Source organism: Streptomyces sp. NPDC020780, assembly GCF_044334475.1.
GTDB lineage: Bacteria > Actinomycetota > Actinomycetes > Streptomycetales > Streptomycetaceae > Streptomyces.
Genome location: NZ_JBIRTB010000011.1, coordinates 44,902 through 63,679 on the forward strand (window position 1 = coordinate 44,902; position 18,778 = coordinate 63,679).

General features: G+C 70.7%; 14 protein-coding genes and 1 pseudogene. 4 read left to right on the forward strand and 11 right to left on the reverse strand.

Translation table 11 applies throughout. From position 1 onward, the window contains the following. The first annotated feature begins 443 nt into the window (after positions 1-443). The 3 genes and pseudogenes from ACH4VO_RS22015 (at position 444) to ACH4VO_RS22025 (ending at position 3,439) form a co-directional block, all read left to right on the forward strand. Positions 444-1,559, forward strand: a complete 1,116-nt coding sequence (locus ACH4VO_RS22015) for a glycerate kinase (RefSeq protein ID WP_360992554.1) — start codon at positions 444-446, stop codon at positions 1,557-1,559. Positions 1,560-1,745: 186 nt separating this feature from the next. Then, positions 1,746-1,874: pseudogene (locus ACH4VO_RS22020) on the forward strand (ABC transporter ATP-binding protein); the annotation flags it as partial. 128 nt (positions 1,875-2,002) lie between these two features. Next, on the forward strand, positions 2,003-3,439 hold the full coding sequence (locus tag ACH4VO_RS22025) for a glycoside hydrolase family 5 protein (RefSeq protein ID WP_360992434.1): 1,437 nt from the start codon (positions 2,003-2,005) through the stop codon (positions 3,437-3,439). 106 nt (positions 3,440-3,545) lie between these two features. Here the strand turns inward: ACH4VO_RS22025 and ACH4VO_RS22030 are convergent, their stop codons facing one another. From ACH4VO_RS22030 to ACH4VO_RS22070, 9 genes are all read right to left on the reverse strand, one after another. After that, on the reverse strand, positions 3,546-5,681 hold the full coding sequence (locus ACH4VO_RS22030) for a GAF domain-containing SpoIIE family protein phosphatase (RefSeq protein ID WP_360992431.1): 2,136 nt from the start codon (positions 5,679-5,681) through the stop codon (positions 3,546-3,548). Between the two features lie 227 nt (positions 5,682-5,908). Next, positions 5,909-6,772 carry a CDP-diacylglycerol--serine O-phosphatidyltransferase gene (gene pssA / locus ACH4VO_RS22035; protein ID WP_360992428.1) on the reverse strand — a complete coding sequence of 288 codons (864 nt, stop codon included), beginning with the start codon at positions 6,770-6,772 and terminating at the stop codon, positions 5,909-5,911. After that, positions 6,759-7,406 carry a phosphatidylserine decarboxylase gene (locus tag ACH4VO_RS22040; RefSeq protein WP_069169610.1) on the reverse strand — a complete coding sequence of 216 codons (648 nt, stop codon included), beginning with the start codon at positions 7,404-7,406 and terminating at the stop codon, positions 6,759-6,761. The genes pssA and ACH4VO_RS22040 overlap by 14 nt, the downstream gene beginning before the upstream one ends. A 181-nt stretch (positions 7,407-7,587) precedes the next feature. Next, positions 7,588-8,793, reverse strand: a complete 1,206-nt coding sequence (locus tag ACH4VO_RS22045) for an acyl-CoA dehydrogenase family protein (protein ID WP_360992425.1) — start codon at positions 8,791-8,793, stop codon at positions 7,588-7,590. Further along, positions 8,790-9,323, reverse strand: a complete 534-nt coding sequence (locus ACH4VO_RS22050; RefSeq protein ID WP_360992422.1) for a MaoC family dehydratase — start codon at positions 9,321-9,323, stop codon at positions 8,790-8,792. The genes ACH4VO_RS22045 and ACH4VO_RS22050 overlap by 4 nt, the downstream gene beginning before the upstream one ends. A 2-nt stretch (positions 9,324-9,325) precedes the next feature. Then, on the reverse strand, positions 9,326-10,306 hold the full coding sequence (locus tag ACH4VO_RS22055; protein WP_360992419.1) for a CoA ester lyase: 981 nt from the start codon (positions 10,304-10,306) through the stop codon (positions 9,326-9,328). Continuing rightward, positions 10,303-12,315 carry a protein meaA gene (locus ACH4VO_RS22060; RefSeq protein ID WP_360992417.1) on the reverse strand — a complete coding sequence of 671 codons (2,013 nt, stop codon included), beginning with the start codon at positions 12,313-12,315 and terminating at the stop codon, positions 10,303-10,305. The genes ACH4VO_RS22055 and ACH4VO_RS22060 overlap by 4 nt, the downstream gene beginning before the upstream one ends. Before the next feature lie 8 nt (positions 12,316-12,323). Continuing rightward, complete coding sequence (gene ccrA, locus ACH4VO_RS22065) at positions 12,324-13,661, reverse strand: crotonyl-CoA carboxylase/reductase (protein WP_360992414.1); 1,338 nt, start codon at positions 13,659-13,661, stop codon at positions 12,324-12,326. A 364-nt stretch (positions 13,662-14,025) separates the two neighbouring features. Then, positions 14,026-14,817, reverse strand: coding sequence for a GNAT family N-acetyltransferase (locus ACH4VO_RS22070; protein ID WP_360992411.1), 792 nt, complete (start codon positions 14,815-14,817; stop codon positions 14,026-14,028). A 155-nt stretch (positions 14,818-14,972) separates the two neighbouring features. Between ACH4VO_RS22070 and ACH4VO_RS22075 the strand changes: the two genes are divergently transcribed. After that, a complete protein-coding gene (locus tag ACH4VO_RS22075) occupies positions 14,973-15,737 on the forward strand; it encodes a restriction endonuclease (RefSeq protein WP_360992408.1) in 765 nt (254 codons plus the stop codon). Between the two features lie 168 nt (positions 15,738-15,905). Here the strand turns inward: ACH4VO_RS22075 and ACH4VO_RS22080 are convergent, their stop codons facing one another. Both ACH4VO_RS22080 and ACH4VO_RS22085 read right to left on the reverse strand, forming a co-directional pair. Beyond that, on the reverse strand, positions 15,906-16,721 hold the full coding sequence (locus ACH4VO_RS22080; protein ID WP_360992405.1) for a TetR family transcriptional regulator: 816 nt from the start codon (positions 16,719-16,721) through the stop codon (positions 15,906-15,908). A gap of 115 nt (positions 16,722-16,836) precedes the next feature. Continuing rightward, entirely contained in the window at positions 16,837-18,618 is a 1,782-nt protein-coding gene (locus ACH4VO_RS22085; RefSeq protein ID WP_360992402.1) for a 3-hydroxybutyryl-CoA dehydrogenase, read from the reverse strand. Positions 18,619-18,778 lie beyond the last annotated feature (160 nt).

Here is an 18,778-nt window from a genome sequence, read left to right on the forward strand (position 1 = left end):
TCTGCGAGGCCGTCCCCACCGCGATGGGCACCTGGCTCCCCTTGATGATCACGCTCGCTCCGGCCGGTCCCGCGGGTCGAGGCGCTCGCCGAACATGACCGTCGCCGCTTTCAGGACCCCGCCGCGGATTGTGCACGCCTTCAGGACCCCCGCCGCAGACCGTGCACGGCGGACCGCTCTCATTCGGCCTCCACCCGGGCCAGGGCGTGCCCCGCCGGAGCCCTGGCGTGGCACCGGGTACCGGCCACCTCGCCTGCCGTGCCGTGGAGTCCGACGACTTTGCGGTGACCCGTCGCCCTCCGCACCTGGGGCGGCGTAGGGGCAGCTCAGCGGGGGCGGCGCGGTTTCGGACAGCCATGGGCAGACCGGGGGTGGGGCGGATAGGGTCGGGGCGGCGCGACTGCCTGTTCGAAAGCAAGGGATGCAAGGTGACGGACGGAGCAGTGAAGACCGCACGCGTGCTCGTCGCGGCGGACAAGTTCAAGGGCTCGCTCACAGCCGTACAGGTCGCGGAGCGGGTGAAGGCCGGACTGCGGCGCGTCGTGCCCGGCCTACGGGTCGAGACGCTGCCTGTCGCGGACGGCGGCGACGGCACGGTCGCGGCGGCGGTGGCCGCCGGATTCGAGTGCCGGGAGGCGCGGGTGACCGGGCCGCTGGGCACCCCCGTGACCGCCGCGTACGCGGTACGCGGCACCACGGCCGTCGTGGAGATGGCGGAGGCCTCCGGCCTCCAGCACCTGCCCGCAGGGGAGTTCGCCCCGCTCACGGCGACCACGTACGGCTCGGGCGAACTGCTGGCGGCCGCGCTCGACGCGGGCGCCACCACGATCGTGTTCGGTGTCGGCGGCAGCGCCACGACGGACGGCGGCGCGGGCATGCTCACCGCGCTCGGGGCCCGCTTCCTGGATGCGGACGGCAAGCCCGTCGGCCCCGGCGGCGGAGGGCTCGCGGAGCTGGCCGAGGCTGACCTGTCGGGCCTGGACCCCCGGCTGGCGGACATCGACCTGATCCTGGCCAGCGACGTGGACAACCCGCTGACCGGGCCGAAGGGCGCGCCCGAGGTCTACGGGCGGCAGAAGGGCGCCACCGAGGACGACATCGCCGTCCTGGACGCGGCACTCACCCGCTACGCCTCCGTGCTGGGGCCGGAGCACGCCGCGCGTCCCGGAGCCGGCGCCGCCGGGGGCATCGGCTACGGCGCCCTGGTCGCTCTGGGCGCATGCTTCCGGCCCGGCATCGAGGTCATGCTCGACGTCCTGGGCTTCGCCCCGGCGCTCGCCCGGGCCACCCTCGTCGTCACGGGTGAGGGCTCGCTCGACGAGCAGACCCTGCACGGCAAGGCCCCGGCCGGTGTGGCCGCCGCGGCCCGCGCGGCGGGCGTCGAGGTAGTCGCCGTGTGCGGGCGCCTCGCCCTGCCGGCAGAGGCCCTGGGCAGGGCCGGCATCCGCCGGGCGTACGCCCTGGCGGAGCTGGAACCCGACCCGGCGGTCTCCATGGCCCAGGCGGGTCCTCTGCTGGAACGCGTGGCCGAGTCGATCGCCCGCGACTTCCTGTCCTGACACCGGTCCGGCCCCGGGTGCCAGCCCCGGCACCCGGGGCCGGACCGTCCACGTCCAGCGGTGCACCCCTGCGGCGATGCCCCAAGGTCCTCCCGCAGCCCCCGTCGCCTCGCTCCCGCGCCCTTGCGCGGATTCTTCCTCCGGCTCGTGGTGGCGCGCTGCCGGAGGTCCGTTCCGGCATCCGCCGGGGCCGCCCGCCGGCTCGCGGACGCGGTGACCGTAGTCGACTTCGGGCGAGGCATCGCCGGTGGGACGCCCGCCAGGGTCGAGCACGATCCGGCCGACGTCCAGGCCCACTGGGGGACACGGGAATGACCACCGCGGTGCGTACGCCTCTGCGAGGGCCCGTCCGGCCCGCCTGCGCACCGACCCTCGCTTCGCCGGTGAAGTTTGACATGCCCATTGACAGTCCCTCCGTCCCCCTGGCTTCATGTGAACAACGAATGGGAGCGCTCCCAAGACCCTCTGCCTGCCTTACCCCACGAGAGGCGACGACGGATGAAGTCACCCATGAGAAAGCGGCTGGGCGCGGCCCTCGCCGCCGCCGTGACGGCGACCGCGGTGCTGATGGCGCTGTCGGGCCCGACGGGCGCGCAGGCGGCGGCAGCGGTGCCTGCATCCGTTCCGGCCGCCGCCCCCGCGCCGCCCCCGCGGCGGCGGCGGGCGACGACTGGCTCCACACGGAGGGCAACCGCATCGTCGACAAGCAGGGCAACCGGGTCTGGCTCACCGGCGCCAACTGGTTCGGCTTCAACACGGGCGAGCGGGTCTTCCACGGCCTGTGGTCCGCCAACCTGGACACGATCACGCGGCAGATGGCGGAGCGGGGCATCAACATCCTGCGCGTACCGATCTCCACCCAGCTCCTGCTGGAGTGGAAGAACGGGCAGGCGGCAGTCTCCAGTGCGGTCAACACCTGGGCCAATCCCGAGCTCAAGGACCTGACCACCCTGGGGGTGTTCGACGCCTTCCTCGACGTGGCCGAGAAGTACGGCATCAAGGTCATGCTCGACGTCCACAGCGCGGAGGCCGACAACTCCGGCCATGTGTATCCCGTGTGGTGGAAGGGTGCGATCACCACCGAGCAGTTCTACTCCGCCTGGGAGTGGGTCACCGCCCGGTACCGGACCGACGACACGCTCGTCGCGATGGACATCAAGAACGAGCCGCACGGCACGCAGTCCGAGAGCCCGCGGGCCAAGTGGGACGGCTCCACCGACCAGGACAACTTCAAGTACACCTGCCAGACCGCCGGCCGGCGGATCCTCGCCGTCAACCCGGACGTCCTCGTCCTGTGCGAAGGCATCGAGATCTACCCCAAGGACGGCGCGAACTGGTCCTCCACCGCGGCCGCGGACTACCACGGCATGTGGTGGGGCGGAAACCTGCGGGGAGCCAGGGACCACCCGGTGGACCTCGGCGCGCAGCAGGACCAGCTGGTCTACTCCCCCCACGACTACGGCCCCCTCGTCTACCAGCAGCCCTGGTTCCAGGGCACGTGGGACCGCACCACGCTGGAGCGTGACGTCTGGGACCCGAACTGGCTGTTCCTGCACAAGAACGGCACCGCACCGCTGCTCATCGGCGAGTGGGGCGGACACCTCGACAACGGCCCGAACCAGAAGTGGATGACGGCGCTGCGCGATCTGATCGTGGAGAACGGGATCCACCAGACCTTCTGGTGCGTCAACCCCAACTCCGGTGACACCGGCGGGCTGCTGGGCTACGACTGGGCGACGTGGGACGAGGCGAAGTACGCGATGCTCAAGCCCGCCCTCTGGCAGTCGGGCGGCAAGTTCGTCGGCCTCGACCACCAGGTCAGGCTCGGCGGCGCGGCGAGCACCACGGGCCTCAGCCTCACCGACCTGTACGGCGGCTGATCCCAGGGCTGGTTCCGCCGCAAGGGCTGTCCTGGGGGGCCGATGAATCCCACCGCCTCGGCGCCCCGGGACTCCACACAGGACGAACGTCTGCCCGGTCCGGTCGTCAGCCCTCCGTCCGCAGCGCGTTGATGAGCAGCAGGGCGATGTCGTCGCTGCCGGGCGTGAAGCGCTCGGCGTACCGCACGAGCGTGTCGGCGACCTCGTCCATGGTCCGGTCCAGCGCCAGGGCGAAGTGCTCCGCCAGTGAGGCGGTCGCGTCGTCGAAATCGATCCCCGGGGCCTCCACCAGTCCGTCGGTGAACAGGGCGAGCGCCGCACCGGGCGGCAGCGGGATCTCGGCCGTCGGATACCGGGACGCCGGATCGATGCCGAGCAGGAGCCCCGGAGGCAGCGAAAGTGACTCGGTGCCCCCGTCGGGGTGCCGCAGCAGCGGTGCGGGGTGGCCCGCGGTCGCCAGGTAGGCGGTGTGCGCCGACAGGTCCAGGTGGACGTACAGGCAGCTGGTGAACAGACCCGGATCGAGATCGGTGAGCAGCCGGTTGGTCCGCGCGAGCACCTCGTCGGGCGGCGCACCGGCCGAGGCGTGCACCGCGGTACGGACCTGCCCCATCAGCGCCGCGGCGTTCACGTTGTGGCCCTGTACGTCCCCGATGGTCGCCGCCGCCGTCGTCTCGTCCAGCCGGATCAGGTCGTAGAAGTCCCCGCCGATACCCACCCCCCTGGTGGCCGGGACGTAGCGGGCGGCGACATCGAGGCCGGGGATCCGAGGCAGGGTGTGCGGCAGCAGGTGGGCCTGGAGGCTGTGCGCGAGCTGGTTCTTGGTGTCGTACAGGCGGGCACGGTCGAGGGCCTGGGCGAGCAGACCCGCGATCGAGGACAGCAGGGCGCGTTCCTCGGGCTCGAAGGTGTGGGGCCGGTCGTAGGCGAGCACCAGCGAACCCACCGGACGCCCGGAGACGATCAGCGGGAGGAACGCGCACGCGGCGACGGCGTCGCGGAGGTGCGCGGCGGGGTAGGCGCGCGCCAGTTCCGTGAAGTCGGAGAAGAAGCCGGGGACGCCGGTCGTGAGCACGTGCGCGGCCGGGTTGTCCATGGTCAGTGGGGCGCCGTCGAAGCGGTCCATCAGCCCGGGCTGGCTGCCCCTGCGGCCTTCGATCTGCAGCCGCCCCTGCGTCGAGGTCAGCACGACGAGGGACTGGATGCGGAAGGCCGGCAGGAGCTGGTCGCCGGTCAGCTCGATCACGTCCTGGGTGCTGACCGCCTCGGTGAGCGTGGCCGCCAGGTGCATCAGGTGGTACAGAGCGGTCGCCCGGTTCGGCGCGGGTGAGGGCGTCGGCAGCGACGGTGGCGGTTCGCCGGCCGAGTCCGGTCTTCTGGCGGGCAGGACGCGGACGCTGATGCCGGTGGCGTTCGGGAAGAGGTGGAAGTCCAGCCACCGGTCCGGGGGCCGCAGGGCGGTGAAAGACGTCTGCTGGCGGCTGATGATCGCGGCGCGGTAGTGGTCCTCGACGGCCGGGTCGTCCAGCCAGGGCAGCGACACCCACGGCAGCTCGCCCAGCAGCTCGGTGGCGGGAGCCCCCAGGAGAGCGGCCGCGGCGTCGTTGATGAACGTGAGGGTGCCGTCCAGGGCCAGCGCGCAGCTCCCGCCGGGAAGCCGCTGGACGAATTCCATGGCCGCAGCGCTCTCCACAGGTCCGGGAGCCGGCGGGGCCGGCGGCGACAGCACCCGGGGCCGGCTCCCCGGGTGTACCGGGTATCCGCTGCTCTCCGCCTGCTGCAGGAGCATGCCGATGCCGTGGCAGCCGTTGACCACGGCCTGCCGCTCCTCGGGCGCCAGCTCGTCGGGGTGCGAGCCGGGCCACAGCAGGACGAGCCCGCCCCGGTCGGTCGCGCCGGTACGGATCGGGGCGGCGCCCAGTGCGAACTGGTAGGGCAGCACGAGTGCGGCACGTGGGTAGCGGCGGGCCAGTTCCTCCTGGCTGCCGAGCCAGATCAACGTCCGGTGGCGTACGGCGTCAGCCACCGGCATCGGGGAGGCGAGCGGGACCCGCGTCCAGGGAGTGGCCAGCTGGGCGGGGACTCCGGACAGCACGGTCAGCTGCAGCGAGCTGTCGTTCCCCGGCAGCAGGTACACCATGGCCACCGAGGCACCGGTCTCCCGCAGGACATGGGCGACGGCGCTGTCCAGGAACTCGGTGCCGGAACCCTGGGCGGCGGCGGAGGCGGCTCGGTCCTGCACGCTCTCAACCCTTCCCGACGGCGGGCGGCTGGGTATCCGCTACGGAATACGGCATATACCGGACCATACGCCCCCAGCCTACTCAGGACACAGCAATCCGTGGAGACGCACGAGGGCCCGGATGCTGGGGAGCATCCGGGCCCTCGCGTGGTGTGTTCCGTCGGGTCCTGGGCCTGTCGTCCGGATCAGGCCGGGCCGGCTGACCGGGCCTGATCCGGACCGAAGACCTAGGGAAGCTGGGCTGCCCGAGCCTCACGCCGGTTGTCGCGGAAGGTGTTCACCCGCCGCGCCGTGGCGAAGAGCGGGATGACCGCACCCAGCACGACCTGCAGCGCGCAGCCGGTCTGCAGGAGCAGCTGACCACCGGGGGCGTCGAACGCCCAGGCGGCCAGCAGCCCCATCGCGGCCACGATCCAGCTGAGCATCGCCACCGCCAGGACGCCGCGCGGTTTCGGGTACTCGACCCTGCTGACCATGAGCCACGCCACTCCGATGATCGCGAGCAGCGTCGGCACGAAGGGCAGCTCCAGGAGCACGATGGAGACGACGGTGAGCGCCCCGAACGGGCTCGGCATGCCCTGGAACATGCCGTCCTTCAAGGTCACGCAGGAGAATCTGGCGAGCCTGAGCACCACCGCCAGCAGCACCACGATCGCCGCGAGCGCCGACACCCTCTGGTGCGCGTCGTCCGCGACCATGCCGTAGACAAGGACGAAGTACGCCGGGGCGAGCCCGAAGCTGATCAGGTCGGAGAGGTTGTCCAGCTCCGCCCCCATCGGCGAGGACCGCAGCTTGCGCGCCACGAGCCCGTCGAAGAGGTCGAACACGGCCGCCATGAGCATGAGGATCACCGCGGTGGCGGCGGAGTGCCGGGCCATGCCCGACTCGTCGCTGCCGGTGAGGTGCGGGATGAGGATCCCCGTGGTGGTGAAGTACACCGCCATGAAGCCGCAGGTGGCGTTGCCCAGGGTGAGGGTGTCCGCTATCGACAGCCTCATCGACAGGGGCATGTCCTGCGTACCGTCGGCGTCCTCGTCCTCCGCGGCCTCCGGAACCCAGCCGGCCTGTGTATCCGGATCAATCACGGTCAATTCGAGTCACCCCCGCGGTGGTGGCCTGTCCGACCTCGACCGCGACCTCGACACCTTCCGGAAGGTAGATGTCGACGCGCGAGCCGAAGCGGATCAGACCGATGCGTTCGCCCTGCTCCACCTTGGTGCCCTGCGGGAGGTAGGGCACGATACGACGGGCGACCGCTCCCGCGATCTGCACCATCTCGATGTCGCCGAGCTCGGTGTCGAAGTGCCAGACAACGCGCTCGTTGTTCTCGCTCTCCTTGTTGAACGCGGGGACGAACCCACCCGGGATGTGCTCCACCGATGTCACGGTGCCGGCCAGCGGTGCCCGGTTGACGTGGACATTGAGGGGGCTCATGAAGATCGCGACGCGGGTGCGTCCGTCCTTCCACGGCATGATGCTCTGCACCACGCCGTCGGCCGGCGAGATGACCCGGCCCTGAGTGATCTCGCGCTCGGGGTCGCGGAAGAACCACAGCATGCCCGCCGCGAGCGCGGTGGTGGGCACGGCCACGGCGGCCCAGCGCCCGGACCGGCGGGACCGGGCGAGGCTGAGGGCCGCGGTGGCGACGGTCGGCAGGAGCCACGGCGATGCTCCGCGCGCAAGGCGGACCCCGCCGCGGGGTGCGGAGGTTTGGCTGTCGGGCATGGATGACCTTCGTAGCGGATGATGCCGCGCTGGCAACGGGGGGACGGCGGCTTTCCGGCGATGCTATCGGGTGCGAGCGGCAACTGGGCAAGCCAGCAGCCGAGTCGGACAGCTGACGGGCTCCCGACGAGGGTGACTCGGTGTGATCTTCTTCGCCACCAAACCTCCTCGAAAGGGACAATCAGCCTGGGAGCCGGTACTCCTCGAGGAGCCGGCGACCGATGATCATTTTCTGGATCTCGGCGGTACCTTCACCGATCAGCAGCATCGGGGCCTCGCGGTAGAGGCGCTCGATCTCGTACTCCTTGGAGAAGCCGTAACCGCCGTGGATACGGAAGGCGTCCTCGACGACTTCCTTGCAGTACTCGGAGGCGAGGTACTTCGCCATCCCTGCCTCCAGGTCGTTCCGTTCGCCGGAGTCCTTCTTGCGTGCCGCATTCACCATCATCGCATGAGCCGCTTCGACCTTGGTGGCCATTTCGGCCAGTTTGAACTGGATCGCCTGGTGCTGGGCGATCGCCTTTCCGAAGGTGTGGCGCTGCTGGGCGTACGAAACACCCAATTCGAAGGCACGCTGCGCGACCCCGCAGCCACGCGCTGCGACATTCACGCGTCCGACCTCGACGCCGTCCATCATTTGGTAAAAACCCCGGCCCGTGGTGCCGCCGAGCACGCGATTGGCCGGAATGCGCAGTCCATCCATGATGAGCTCGGTCGTGTCGACGCCCTTGTAGCCCATCTTGTCGATCTTCCCCGGAATGGTGAGACCCGGCCGGACCTCACCGAATCCCACCTCCTTCTCCACCAGGAAGGTCGTCATCGACTTGTGCGGGGCCGTACCTTCCGGGTGTCCTTCGTCACTCCGGCACAGAACGGCGACGAGCGTGGACGTGCCCCCGTTCGTCAGCCACATCTTCTGGCCGTCCAGGACGTACTCGTCGCCGTCCTTCACGCCCTTGGACGTGATCGCGGAGACGTCGGAGCCGAGCCCCGGCTCCGACATCGAGAAGGCCCCGCGGACCTCGCCCAGTGCCATCCGCGGAAGGAACGTGTCCTTCTGCTCCTGCGTGCCGTGCTGCTTGAGCATGTAGGCCACGATGAAGTGCGTGTTGATGATGCCCGAGACGCTCATCCAGCCGCGGGCGATCTCCTCCACGCACAGCGCGTACGTGAGGAGCGACTCACCCAGACCGCCGTACTCCTCGGGAATCATCAGCCCGAACAGACCGAGTTCCTTGAGTCCTTCGACGATCTGTGTCGGGTACTCGTCGCGGTGCTCCAGCCCGGTCGCGACGGGAATGATCTCCTTGTCGACGAAATCCCGGACGGTGGAGAGGATCTCCTGCTGGATATCGGTCAGACCGGCGGTCCGGGCGAGTCGGCTCACGGCTGCTTCTCCGAATTCTTCGGTGACGGCTGCTTCGGTTCCGGGCGGCCGGGCTGCTCCCCGCCGCGCTCCTGGATGTACGTCTCGGTGGGGACCATCACCTTGCGGCGGAACACGCAGACGAGCGTGCCGTCCTGTTTGTAGCCCTTCGTCTCGACGTACACGATGCCGCGGTCGCTCTTGGACCTCGACGGCGTCTTGTCGAGCACGGTCGTCTCGCCGTAGATCGTGTCGCCGTGGAAGGTCGGTGCCACGTGCTTCAGCGACTCCACCTCCAGGTTGGCGATCGCCTTTCCGGAGACGTCCGGCACGGACATACCGAGCAGCAGCGAATAGACGTAGTTGCCGACGACGACGTTCTTCCCGAAATCGGTCGTCCGCTCGGCGTAGTTGCTGTCCATGTGCAGCGGATGGTGATTCATGGTCAGCAGGCAGAAGAGGTGGTCGTCGTACTCCGTGACCGTTTTTCCCGGCCAGTGCTTGTAGACGGCACCGACCTCGAACTCCTCATAGGTGCGGCCGAACTGCATGATCAGGCCTCCGGAGCTTCGAACGTGGAGGTGCGCCGCATGCCGGCCGCGCGGCCCTTGCCCGCGATGACGAGCGCCATCTTGCGGCTGGCCTCGTCGATCATCTCGTCGCCGAGCATCGCGGAGCCCTTCTTGCCGCCCTCTTCCGAGGTGCACCAGTCGTACGCGTCGAGGATCATCTCGGCGTGGTCGTAGTCGTCCTGGGAGGGCGAGAACACCTCGTTGGCGGCGTCCACCTGACCGGGGTGCAGTACCCACTTGCCGTCGAAGCCCAGCGCGGCGGCACGGCCCGCGACCTCGCGGTACGCGTCCACGTCGCGGATCTGCAGGAACGGTCCGTCAATGGCCTGCAGGTCGTGCGCGCGGGCGGCCATCAGGATGCGCATCAGGATGTAGTGGTACGCGTCCGCCGGGTAGCCGGGCGGCTGCTGGCCCACGACCAGCGTCTTCATGTTGATGGAGGCCATGAAGTCGGCCGGGCCGAAGATCAGCGTCTCCAGGCGGGGCGAGGCGGCGGCGATGTCGTCGATGTTCACCAGGCCCCTGGCGTTCTCGATCTGCGCCTCGATGCCGATCCGGCCGGCCTCGAAGCCCATCGTCTTCTCGATCTGGGTCAGCAGCAGGTCCAGCGCCACGACCTGCTGCGCGTCCTGGACCTTCGGCAGCATGATGCAGTCGAGGTTCGGGCCCGCGCCCTCGACGACCGTGATGACGTCACGGTACGTCCAGTGCGTCGTCCAGTCGTTCACGCGCACGACGCGGGTCTTGCCCGTCCAGTCACCGTTGTTGAGCGCGTCGACGATGTGGTGCCGGGCGCCTTCCTTGGCCAGGGGCGCGCAGGCGTCCTCCAGGTCGAGGAAGACCTGGTCGGCCGGGAGTCCCTGGGCTTTCTCCAGGAACCTCGGGTTGGAGCCGGGCACCGCCAGGCAGGAGCGGCGCGGGCGCAGCCGGTTGACGGGTGCGGCAGGCGACGGGCTGGTCATGCGGAGACCTCCAGGGGGTCGAGCTTGTTCGCTTTGCGGATCTCGTCGACGATACGGCCGATGATTCCGGTGATTCCGAAGTCCTTCGGGGTGAAGACGGCGGCGACGCCGGCTGCGATGAGGGCGGCCGCGTCAGCCGGGGGGATGATGCCGCCGGCGATCACCGGGATGTCCGCTGCCCCGGCCTCGCGCAGGCGGTTCAGGACGTCCGGCACGAGCTCGGCGTGCGAGCCGGAGAGCACCGACAGGCCCACGCAGTGCACGTCCTCGGCCAGTGCCGCGTCGGTGATCTCCGTGGGCGTCAGCCTGATCCCCTGGTAGACCACCTCGAAGCCGGCGTCCCTGGCGCGTACGGCGATCTGCTCGGCGCCGTTGGAGTGCCCGTCCAGGCCCGGCTTGCCGACCAGCAGGCGCAGCCGCCCGACACCCAGGTCCTCGGCCGTGCGGGTCACCTTCTCGCGGACCAGGGCGAGCGGGGTGCCGGGCTCCGCGGTGACCGCGAGCGGCGCGGACGAGACGCCGGTCGGCGCCCGGAACTCGCCGAACACGTCCCGCAGGGCCCAGGCCCACTCGCCCGTGGTGACGCCGGCCCGCGCGCACTCGACGGTCGCCTCCATCATGTTCTCGGTGCCCGCCGCGGCCTTCTTCAGGGCGGCGAGCGCCTCGGTGGCGCGTGCCTCGTCGCGGTTGTCGCGCCACTCGTGCAGCGCGGCGACGACCCGGGCCTCGTTCTCGGGGTCCACCGTCATGATCGCCGCGTCCAGGTCGGCCGTCAGCGGACTGGGCTCGGTCGTCCCGTAGACGTTGACGCCGACGATCTTCTCCTCGCCGGCTTCGATCCGGGCCCGGCGCGCCGCGTGCGAGGCGACGAGTTCCGACTTGAGGTAGCCGGACTCGACGGCGGCCATCGCGCCGCCCATCTGCTGGATCCGGTCCATCTCCGCCAGCGACTCGGTGACCAGCTCGGCCACCTTGGCCTCGATGACGTGCGAGCCCTCGAAGATGTCCTCGTACTCCAGCAGATCGCTTTCGTGGGCCAGTACCTGCTGGATACGGAGTGACCACTGCTGGTCCCAGGGCCGGGGCAGCCCCAGCGCCTCGTTCCAGGCGGGCAGTTGCACCGCGCGGGCGCGGGCGTCCTTGGAGAGGGTGACGCCCAGCATCTCCAGGACGATGCGCTGGACGTTGTTCTCCGGCTGCGCCTCGGTCAGCCCGAGGGAGTTGACCTGGACGCCGTAGCGGAAGCGGCGCTGCTTCGGGTCGGCGATGCCGTACCGCTCGCGGGTGATCCGGTCCCAGATGCGGCCGAACGCGCGCATCTTGCACATCTCCTCGACGAAGCGGACTCCCGCGTTCACGAAGAAGGAGATGCGGGCGACGACATCGCCGAACCGCTCCTCGGGCACCTGCCCGGAGTCGCGCACCGCGTCGAGGACGGCCACGGCCGTCGACATGGCGTAGGCGATCTCCTGGACCGGTGTGGCTCCGGCCTCCTGCAGGTGGTAGCTGCAGATGTTGATCGGGTTCCACTTCGGGATGCGGTTGACCGTGTACGTGATCATGTCGGTCGTCAGCCGCAGCGAAGGAACCGGCGGGAAGACGTGCGTCCCGCGCGAGAGGTACTCCTTCACGATGTCGTTCTGCGTCGTGCCCTGGAGTCTGCCGGGGTCCGCTCCCTGCTCCTCGGCGACCACCTGGTAGAGCGCCAGCAGCCACATGGCGGTGGCGTTGATCGTCATCGAGGTGTTCATCTGCTCCAGGGGGATGTCCTGGAACAGCCTGCGCATGTCACCGAGGTGCGAGACGGGCACCCCGACCCGGCCGACCTCTCCGCGGGCCAGGACGTGGTCGGGGTCGTAGCCGGTCTGCGTGGGCAGGTCGAAGGCGACCGACAGACCGGTCTGGCCCTTGGCGAGGTTGCGGCGGTAGAGCTCGTTGGACGCCTCGGCGGTCGAGTGGCCCGCGTACGTCCGCATGAGCCACGGGCGGTCCTTGTGGCGTTCGGTCATCGCGGGCCTCAGACGTCGCGGAAACGGTTGATGGCGTCGATGTGCTGCTCCCGGAGCTCCGTGTCGCGCACCCCGAGACCCTCGCGGGGCGCCAGCGCGAGGACGCCGACCTTGCCCTGGTGGACGTTGCGGTGGACGTCGTGGGCCGCCTGCCCGGTGTCCTCCAGGGAGTAGACCTTGGAGAGCGTCGGGTGGATCTTCCCCTTGGCGATCAGGCGGTTGGCCTCCCACGCCTCGCGGTAGTTGGCGAAGTGGGAGCCGATGATCCGCTTGAGCGACATCCACAGGTAGCGGTTGTCGTACTCGTGGGTGTAGCCGGAGGTCGAGGCGCAGGTGACGATCGTGCCGCCCTTGCGGGTCACGTACACACTGGCACCGAACGTCTCACGGCCCGGGTGCTCGAAGACGATGTCCACGTCCTCGCCGCCGGTCAGTTCACGGATGCGCTTGCCGAACCGCTTCCACTCGCGCGGGTCCTGGTGGTGCTCGTCCTTCCAGAACGTGTAGTCCTCGGCGGTGCGGTCGATGATCGCCGTCGCGCCCATCTTCCGGCAGATCTCGGCCTTCGTGTCGCTGGAGACGACACAGATCGGGTTGGCGCCGCCAGCCAGCGCGAACTGCGTGGCGTACGAGCCGAGTCCACCGCTCGCACCCCAGATCAGGACGTTGTCGCCCTGCTTCATACCGGCGCCGTTGCGCGAGACGAGCTGGCGGTACGCGGTGGAGTTGACCAGGCCGGGCGCCGCGGCCTCCTCCCAGCTGAGGTGCTTCGGCTTCGGCATCAGCTGGTTGGACTTGACGAGCGCGATCTCCGCGAGGCCGCCGAAGTTGGTCTCGAAGCCCCAGATGCGCTGCTCGGGGTCGAGCATCGTGTCGTTGTGGCCGTCGGAGGACTCCAGCTCGACCGAGAGGCAGTGCGCGACGACCTCGTCGCCCGGGTTCCAGGCGTTGACGCCGGGGCCGGTGCGCAGGACGACGCCCGCCAGGTCGGAGCCGATGACGTGGTACGGGAGGTCGTGGCGCTTGGTGAGCTCGCTGAGCCTGCCGTAGCGCTCCAGGAAGCCGAATGTGGAGACCGGCTCGAAGATCGAGGTCCAGACGGAGTTGTAGTTCACCGAGCTGGCCATGACCGCGACCAGGGCTTCGCCCGGGCCGAGCTCGGGGACCGGCACGTCCTCCACGTGGAGGGACTTGCGGGGGTCCTTGTCGCGGCTGGCGACACCCGCGAACATCTCCGCCTCGTCCTTGTGCACGGTCACCGCGCGGTACGACTCGGGGAGGGACAGGGCGGCGAAGTCCGCGGCCGTGCTGTCCTGCGATTGGATCGCGTCCAGGATTTCCTTCACGGTGATGCCTCCGGCAGATCGGGTCCCCGGCGTCGAGGGAACGCCGGAGAGCCCCTGTGGACAGGGGGAGCGGTGCGGTGTGGAGGTGTGCCGTCGGTTCGGCGGGTGGTGCTTCGGCTTGCTCGGTGGAGCGGAAGGGGTTGCCTGTGACGCAGGCGTCCGGGCGCGCAGACACAAGGTTTGCGGGGACAGCCGACGTGCGAGAGGTCTCTGCACGCCGGCCGCCCGGACATCTTCAACGTATGGCACTGCGTGACAGGTGGCAAGGCACCCAGTGCCAACAATTTCCCTCAGTTGTCATCTCGGCGGCACGCATGAGCAACATCATGCGTGGTATGCCGGTTTGGTCCCTCTGTTGCGGCGCCTACGGCGTGGTGCGGTACACGTACGGCGTCGTCGTGCTCAGGGCGGTGAAGCCGAGCCGGCGCAGGATCGGGGCGGACTGATCGGTCGCGTCGACCTGGAGATACCGGTAGCCGCGCTCCGCGGCGATACGGGCCCGATGGGCGATCAGGGCCCGGTAGACGCCCCTGCCCCGCCACCGCGGGGCCGTACCGCCGCCCCAGAGCCCGGCGAACCCGGTGCCCGGCACCAGCTCCATCCGGGCCGCGCTCACCGGCTCGTCGCCCGCCATGGCGACGACCGCGACGAAGGTGTCCGGGCCCTCGGCGAGCCGCGCCAGGGCACGATGGCGCAGCCGTGCCCCGTCGCCGCCGAAGGCCGCCTCGTGCGCGCGGACCATCAGCTCCACCCCGGCCGCGTCGGTCACCGGGTGGAGCCCGACGTCCGGGGGCAGCGTCACCGCGGTGGGCAGTTCCGTGACGGGGGCGACCAGCAGGGTCTCCGCGCCCTCCGGCACGAAACCGGCCGCGCGCAGCCGCTGCCCCAGGTCGTGCGGCCGGTCGTGGGCGTAGCACTTCCACTCGAACTCTTCGTGGCCCAGGCCCGCGTAGTAGGCGACCTGCGCGGCAATCGCCGCGTCGGCGGCCGCGCCGTCCATCTCCGGCGCCGACCAGACGACCCCGTTCCAGTCGTCGGTGGCGCCCACCTGGCGAACGACGGGGCCGTCGCGTTCCACCCGCACCCCGGGGCCGTCGGGCCGGGCGTGCTTTCGCATCTCACGGTCGAACAGGTCAAGCAGTTCGGAAGGGTTCATGGGCCCCACCCGAGCACGGCCTCCGGGAGCGGTCGAACAGGTTTGACGGCCGCCTGCGTCAACAGCGGCACCCGGGGCAGACGGAAGTGATCTTGAACTTGGCCGTACCGGAGCGCACACCGAGGCGCACAGGAAGCGAAAACAGGGGGCTACCCATGGCGATACCGGTCCGCAGAGGCGTCCCGAGGGCCGACGGGCCCGCGTTCAGCCTGCGCCGTACCGCGCTCGGCTTCGTTCTCGCGGCCCTGCTGCTCTGCGGCGCCGGACTGGTCCTGCGCACGGTCTGGCAGAGCGCCGTGCACCACCCGGCCGCCGGCATGACGGCCGCGGTGGCCCTGACCGCCGTGGCGGCGGCGTACCTGCGCCGACGGCGCAACCGCCGGGCGGCGGTCCAGGGGGCGGCGGCGGTCGTCGAGGCCACGTACGAGCTGGTGGACGCGGGAGTCGCGGAGGCCGGCGCGGTGCTCGCCACCCCGGAGCCGCAGGCGCGCCCCGAGCCGGTCGACTACCTGGGCATGGACCCGTACGTCTTCGAGGAGGCCGTCGCCGGGCTCTGCCGCCGGGACGGCTGCGCGGAGGCGGAGGTGGTCGGCGGCGCCGGCGACCTCGGGGCCGACGTCGTCGCCACCACCCCCGACGGGCGCCGCCTGGTGATCCAGTGCAAGCGGTACGCCCCCGACAACAAGGTCGGCTCCCAGGAACTCCAGCGCTTCGGCGGCACCTGCTACGCCGTGCACGAGGCCGAGATCGCCGTCATCGTCACCACCAGCGCGTTCACCGAACCCGCCCTCGAATACGCCGGACAGTGCGGCATCCTCTGCGTCGACCTGCCCTCCCTGACGGCGTGGAGCGACGAGGGCGTGCTGCCCTGGCACGACGCGGAGGCCGCCCGGATGGAACGGCCGCCGGCGGACGCCTGAGAGCTGTCCCGGCCGTCCCTGGCGGATCGGCGCAGGGAGTCGGACGCGGCGCATCGCGAGTGTCCGCCTGCGGGAGGTATCCGTACGCTCCGGCAACGCGGCGAGGTGCCGCAGCCGTCGTCGCGCACCCGCCCGGGATCGTGGAACGGCCCCAGGATGCCGGAGCGCTCAGCGCTCCTCGAGCGCCCGCTGGATCGTGCGCATCACCTCGTCGAGCGGCGCGTCCGTGCGCGCCACCGCGACCAGCACCTCGCCCTGGGACGCCACCGTGGCCGCCGGGGCCTTCGCGGGCTCTGCGCCCACCGTGCGCCCGGCGCCGATGCCCGATCCGAACGTGTCCCGGACGATGGCGAAGGCGTGGTCCAGCTGCGCCTCCACGTCACCCTGGCCGTCGGCCCGCAGCCAGCGCCGGAGCACATGGTTGTGCGCGGTGACGACGGCGGAGGCGGCCACCTCGGCCAGCAGCGGGTCGTCATTGCCCACATGGTGGTCGCGCTCGTCGAAATGGCCCAGCAGGTAGCGGGTGAACAGCCGCTCGTAGCGGGCCACCGAGGCGATCTCCGCCTCCCGCAGCGTGGGGACCTCACGGGTCAGTTTGTAGCGGGCCACGGAGACCGCGGGCTTGGCCGCGTACATCTTCATGACCTCCTTGATGCCGCGGCACACGGTGTCGAGCGGGTGCTCGTGCGCGGGGGCCGCGTTCAGGACGGCCTCGGCCCTGACGAGGGTGTCGTCGTGGTCCGGGAAGATGGCCTCTTCCTTGGAACGGAAGTGGCGGAAGAACGTACGCCGGGCCACCCCGGCGGCGCCCGCGATCTCGTCGACCGTCGTCGCCTCGTACCCCTTCGTCGCGAAGAGTTCCATCGCCGCCGCGGCGAGTTCACGGCGCATCTTGAGCCGTTGGGCGGCGGCGCGGGTGCCTGCGGCACTCTCCGGGGCGTCGGGCGCGGCGGAGGAACGGGGGGACCTGGCGGGTTGGGACATGGTGTGAACGTAGCTCATCCGGGCCGGGGGGTGCGCCTGTGGGGGCGGGCCGCCGGTGGACCCCAGCAGCCCGCCCCACCCGGCCCCCGTTCCCGAGGGCCGGGAGGCCGGCGACTCAGCGCCGGGCATATTCGCGGAAGCCGCGCCCCGTCTTGCGGCCGAGGCAGCCGGCGGCCACCAGGTGCTCGAGCAGCGGCGCCGGGGCCAGACCCGGATCGCGGAACTCGCTGTGGAGGACCTTCTCGATGGCGAGCGAGACGTCGAGCCCGACGACGTCCAGGAGCTCGAACGGGCCCATCGGGTAGCCGCCGCCCAGCTTCATCGCCGCGTCGATGTCGTCGAGCGTGGCGTAGTGCGCCTCGACCATCTTGATGGCGTTGTTGAGGTACGGGAACAGCAGCGCGTTCACGATGAAGCCTGCCCGGTCGCCGCAGTCCACCGGGTGCTTGCGCACCTTCACGCAGACCTCGCGGACGGTGGCGTGCACGTCGTCGGCGGTCAGCACCGTGCGGACCACCTCGACCAGCTTCATCGCGGGCGCCGGGTTGAAGAAGTGCATGCCGATGACGTCCTGGGGGCGTGAGGTCACCCGGGCGACCGCCACGACCGGCAGCGAGGACGTCGTGGTGGCCAGCACGGCACCCGGCTTGCAGACCTTGTCCAGGGCTGCGAAGAGCTCGCGCTTGATCTCCAGGTCCTCGGCGACGGCCTCGACCGCCAGATCGACGTCGGAGAAGGAGTCCAGCGAGCCGGCCGGGGTGATCCGGGCGAGTGTCTCGTCCCGGGCCTCCTCCGTCAGCCGCCCCTTGGAGACGGAACGGCCCAGGGACGTGGCGATCCGTGCCTTGGCCGTGTCGGCCTTCTCCTGGCTGCGGGCGGCGAGGACCACGGAGTACCCGGCCTTCGCGAAGACCTCCGCGATGCCCGAGGCCATCGTCCCGGAGCCCGCGACACCCACCGCGGACACCGCGCGCCCGGCGACCTCGCCTGAACCGCCGGACGGCGTCAGGGCGTCCGGCACCACGTCCTGGCCGCCGGGGGCGTCGTACGTGTAGAAGCCGCGGCCCGCCTTCCGGCCGGTCAGCCCCGCCTCGCTGAGCTGACCCAGCACGGGCGCGGGCGCGTGGAGCCGGTCGCGCGAGGCCGTGTACATGGCCTCCAGCACCGTACGGGCGGTGTCGATGCCGATCAGGTCGAGCAGGGCGAGGGGGCCCATCGGCAGTCCGCAGCCCAGCTTCATCGCGGCGTCGATGTCCTCACGGGAGGCGTAGTTCGCCTCGTACATGGCCGCCGCCTGGTTGAGGTAGCCGAACAGCAGCCCGTCCGCGACGAAACCCGGCCGGTCACCGACCGCCACCGGCTCCTTGCCCAGTTCGCGGGCCAGGCGGGTCACGCTCTCGACGGCCGGCGGCGCGGTCAGCACCGAGGAGACCACCTCGACCAGCTTCATCGCCGGCGCCGGGTTGAAGAAGTGCAGGCCGAGGACACGCTCCGGGTGCTGCGACTCGGCGGCCAGCCGGGTCACGGAGAGCGCGTTGGTGCCCGTGGCGAGGATCGCGGTGGGGGAGACGACCGCGTCGAGCTCCCGGAAGACCTGCTGCTTGATCTCGTACGTCTCCGGCACCACCTCGATGACCAGCTCCGCTTCCGCGGCGGCCCGCAGATCGGTGAACGTGCGGAACCGGGCGAGGACGTCACGCCGCTCCTGCTCGGAGATCCGCCCGCGGTGCACGGCGCGGGCCGTGGAGGCCTCCAGGGAGGCGACGGCCTGCAGGGCGGCGGCTTCGCTGACGTCGACGCCGATGACCTCGCGGCCCGCACGGGCCAGGACCTCGGCGATGCCGGTTCCCATGGTGCCGAGGCCGACGACGGCAATGGTGCTGAGCGGGGTGTCCATCACGGGACTCCAGGGTGAGTGACGGCTGTGAGGAGCACCCGGGCGCGGGCCGCAGAGAGGAACCGGCGCTCGGCGTGCGGAAGTTGCGTGTCGTGGTGCACGGGTCCCGGGTGCTCGGGGGAGCACCGGGACCTGGGAAGGGCGACGGACTCTGTCCCGG

Excerpts from the sequence above, each read along its gene's own strand:
- ACH4VO_RS22025 (WP_360992434.1), top strand. The coding sequence starts at position 2,003 with ATGGGAGCGCTCCCAAGACCCTCTGCCTGCCTTACCCCACGAGAGGCG.
- ACH4VO_RS22040 (WP_069169610.1), bottom strand. The coding sequence starts at position 7,406 with ATGCCCGACAGCCAAACCTCCGCACCCCGCGGCGGGGTCCGCCTTGCG.
- ACH4VO_RS22050 (WP_360992422.1), bottom strand. The coding sequence starts at position 9,323 with ATGCAGTTCGGCCGCACCTATGAGGAGTTCGAGGTCGGTGCCGTCTAC.
- ACH4VO_RS22055 (WP_360992419.1), bottom strand. The coding sequence starts at position 10,306 with ATGACCAGCCCGTCGCCTGCCGCACCCGTCAACCGGCTGCGCCCGCGC.
- ACH4VO_RS22060 (WP_360992417.1), bottom strand. The coding sequence starts at position 12,315 with ATGACCGAACGCCACAAGGACCGCCCGTGGCTCATGCGGACGTACGCG.
- ACH4VO_RS22070 (WP_360992411.1), bottom strand. The coding sequence starts at position 14,817 with ATGAACCCTTCCGAACTGCTTGACCTGTTCGACCGTGAGATGCGAAAG.
- ACH4VO_RS22075 (WP_360992408.1), top strand. The coding sequence starts at position 14,973 with ATGGCGATACCGGTCCGCAGAGGCGTCCCGAGGGCCGACGGGCCCGCG.
- ACH4VO_RS22080 (WP_360992405.1), bottom strand. The coding sequence starts at position 16,721 with ATGTCCCAACCCGCCAGGTCCCCCCGTTCCTCCGCCGCGCCCGACGCC.
- ACH4VO_RS22085 (WP_360992402.1), bottom strand. The coding sequence starts at position 18,618 with ATGGACACCCCGCTCAGCACCATTGCCGTCGTCGGCCTCGGCACCATG.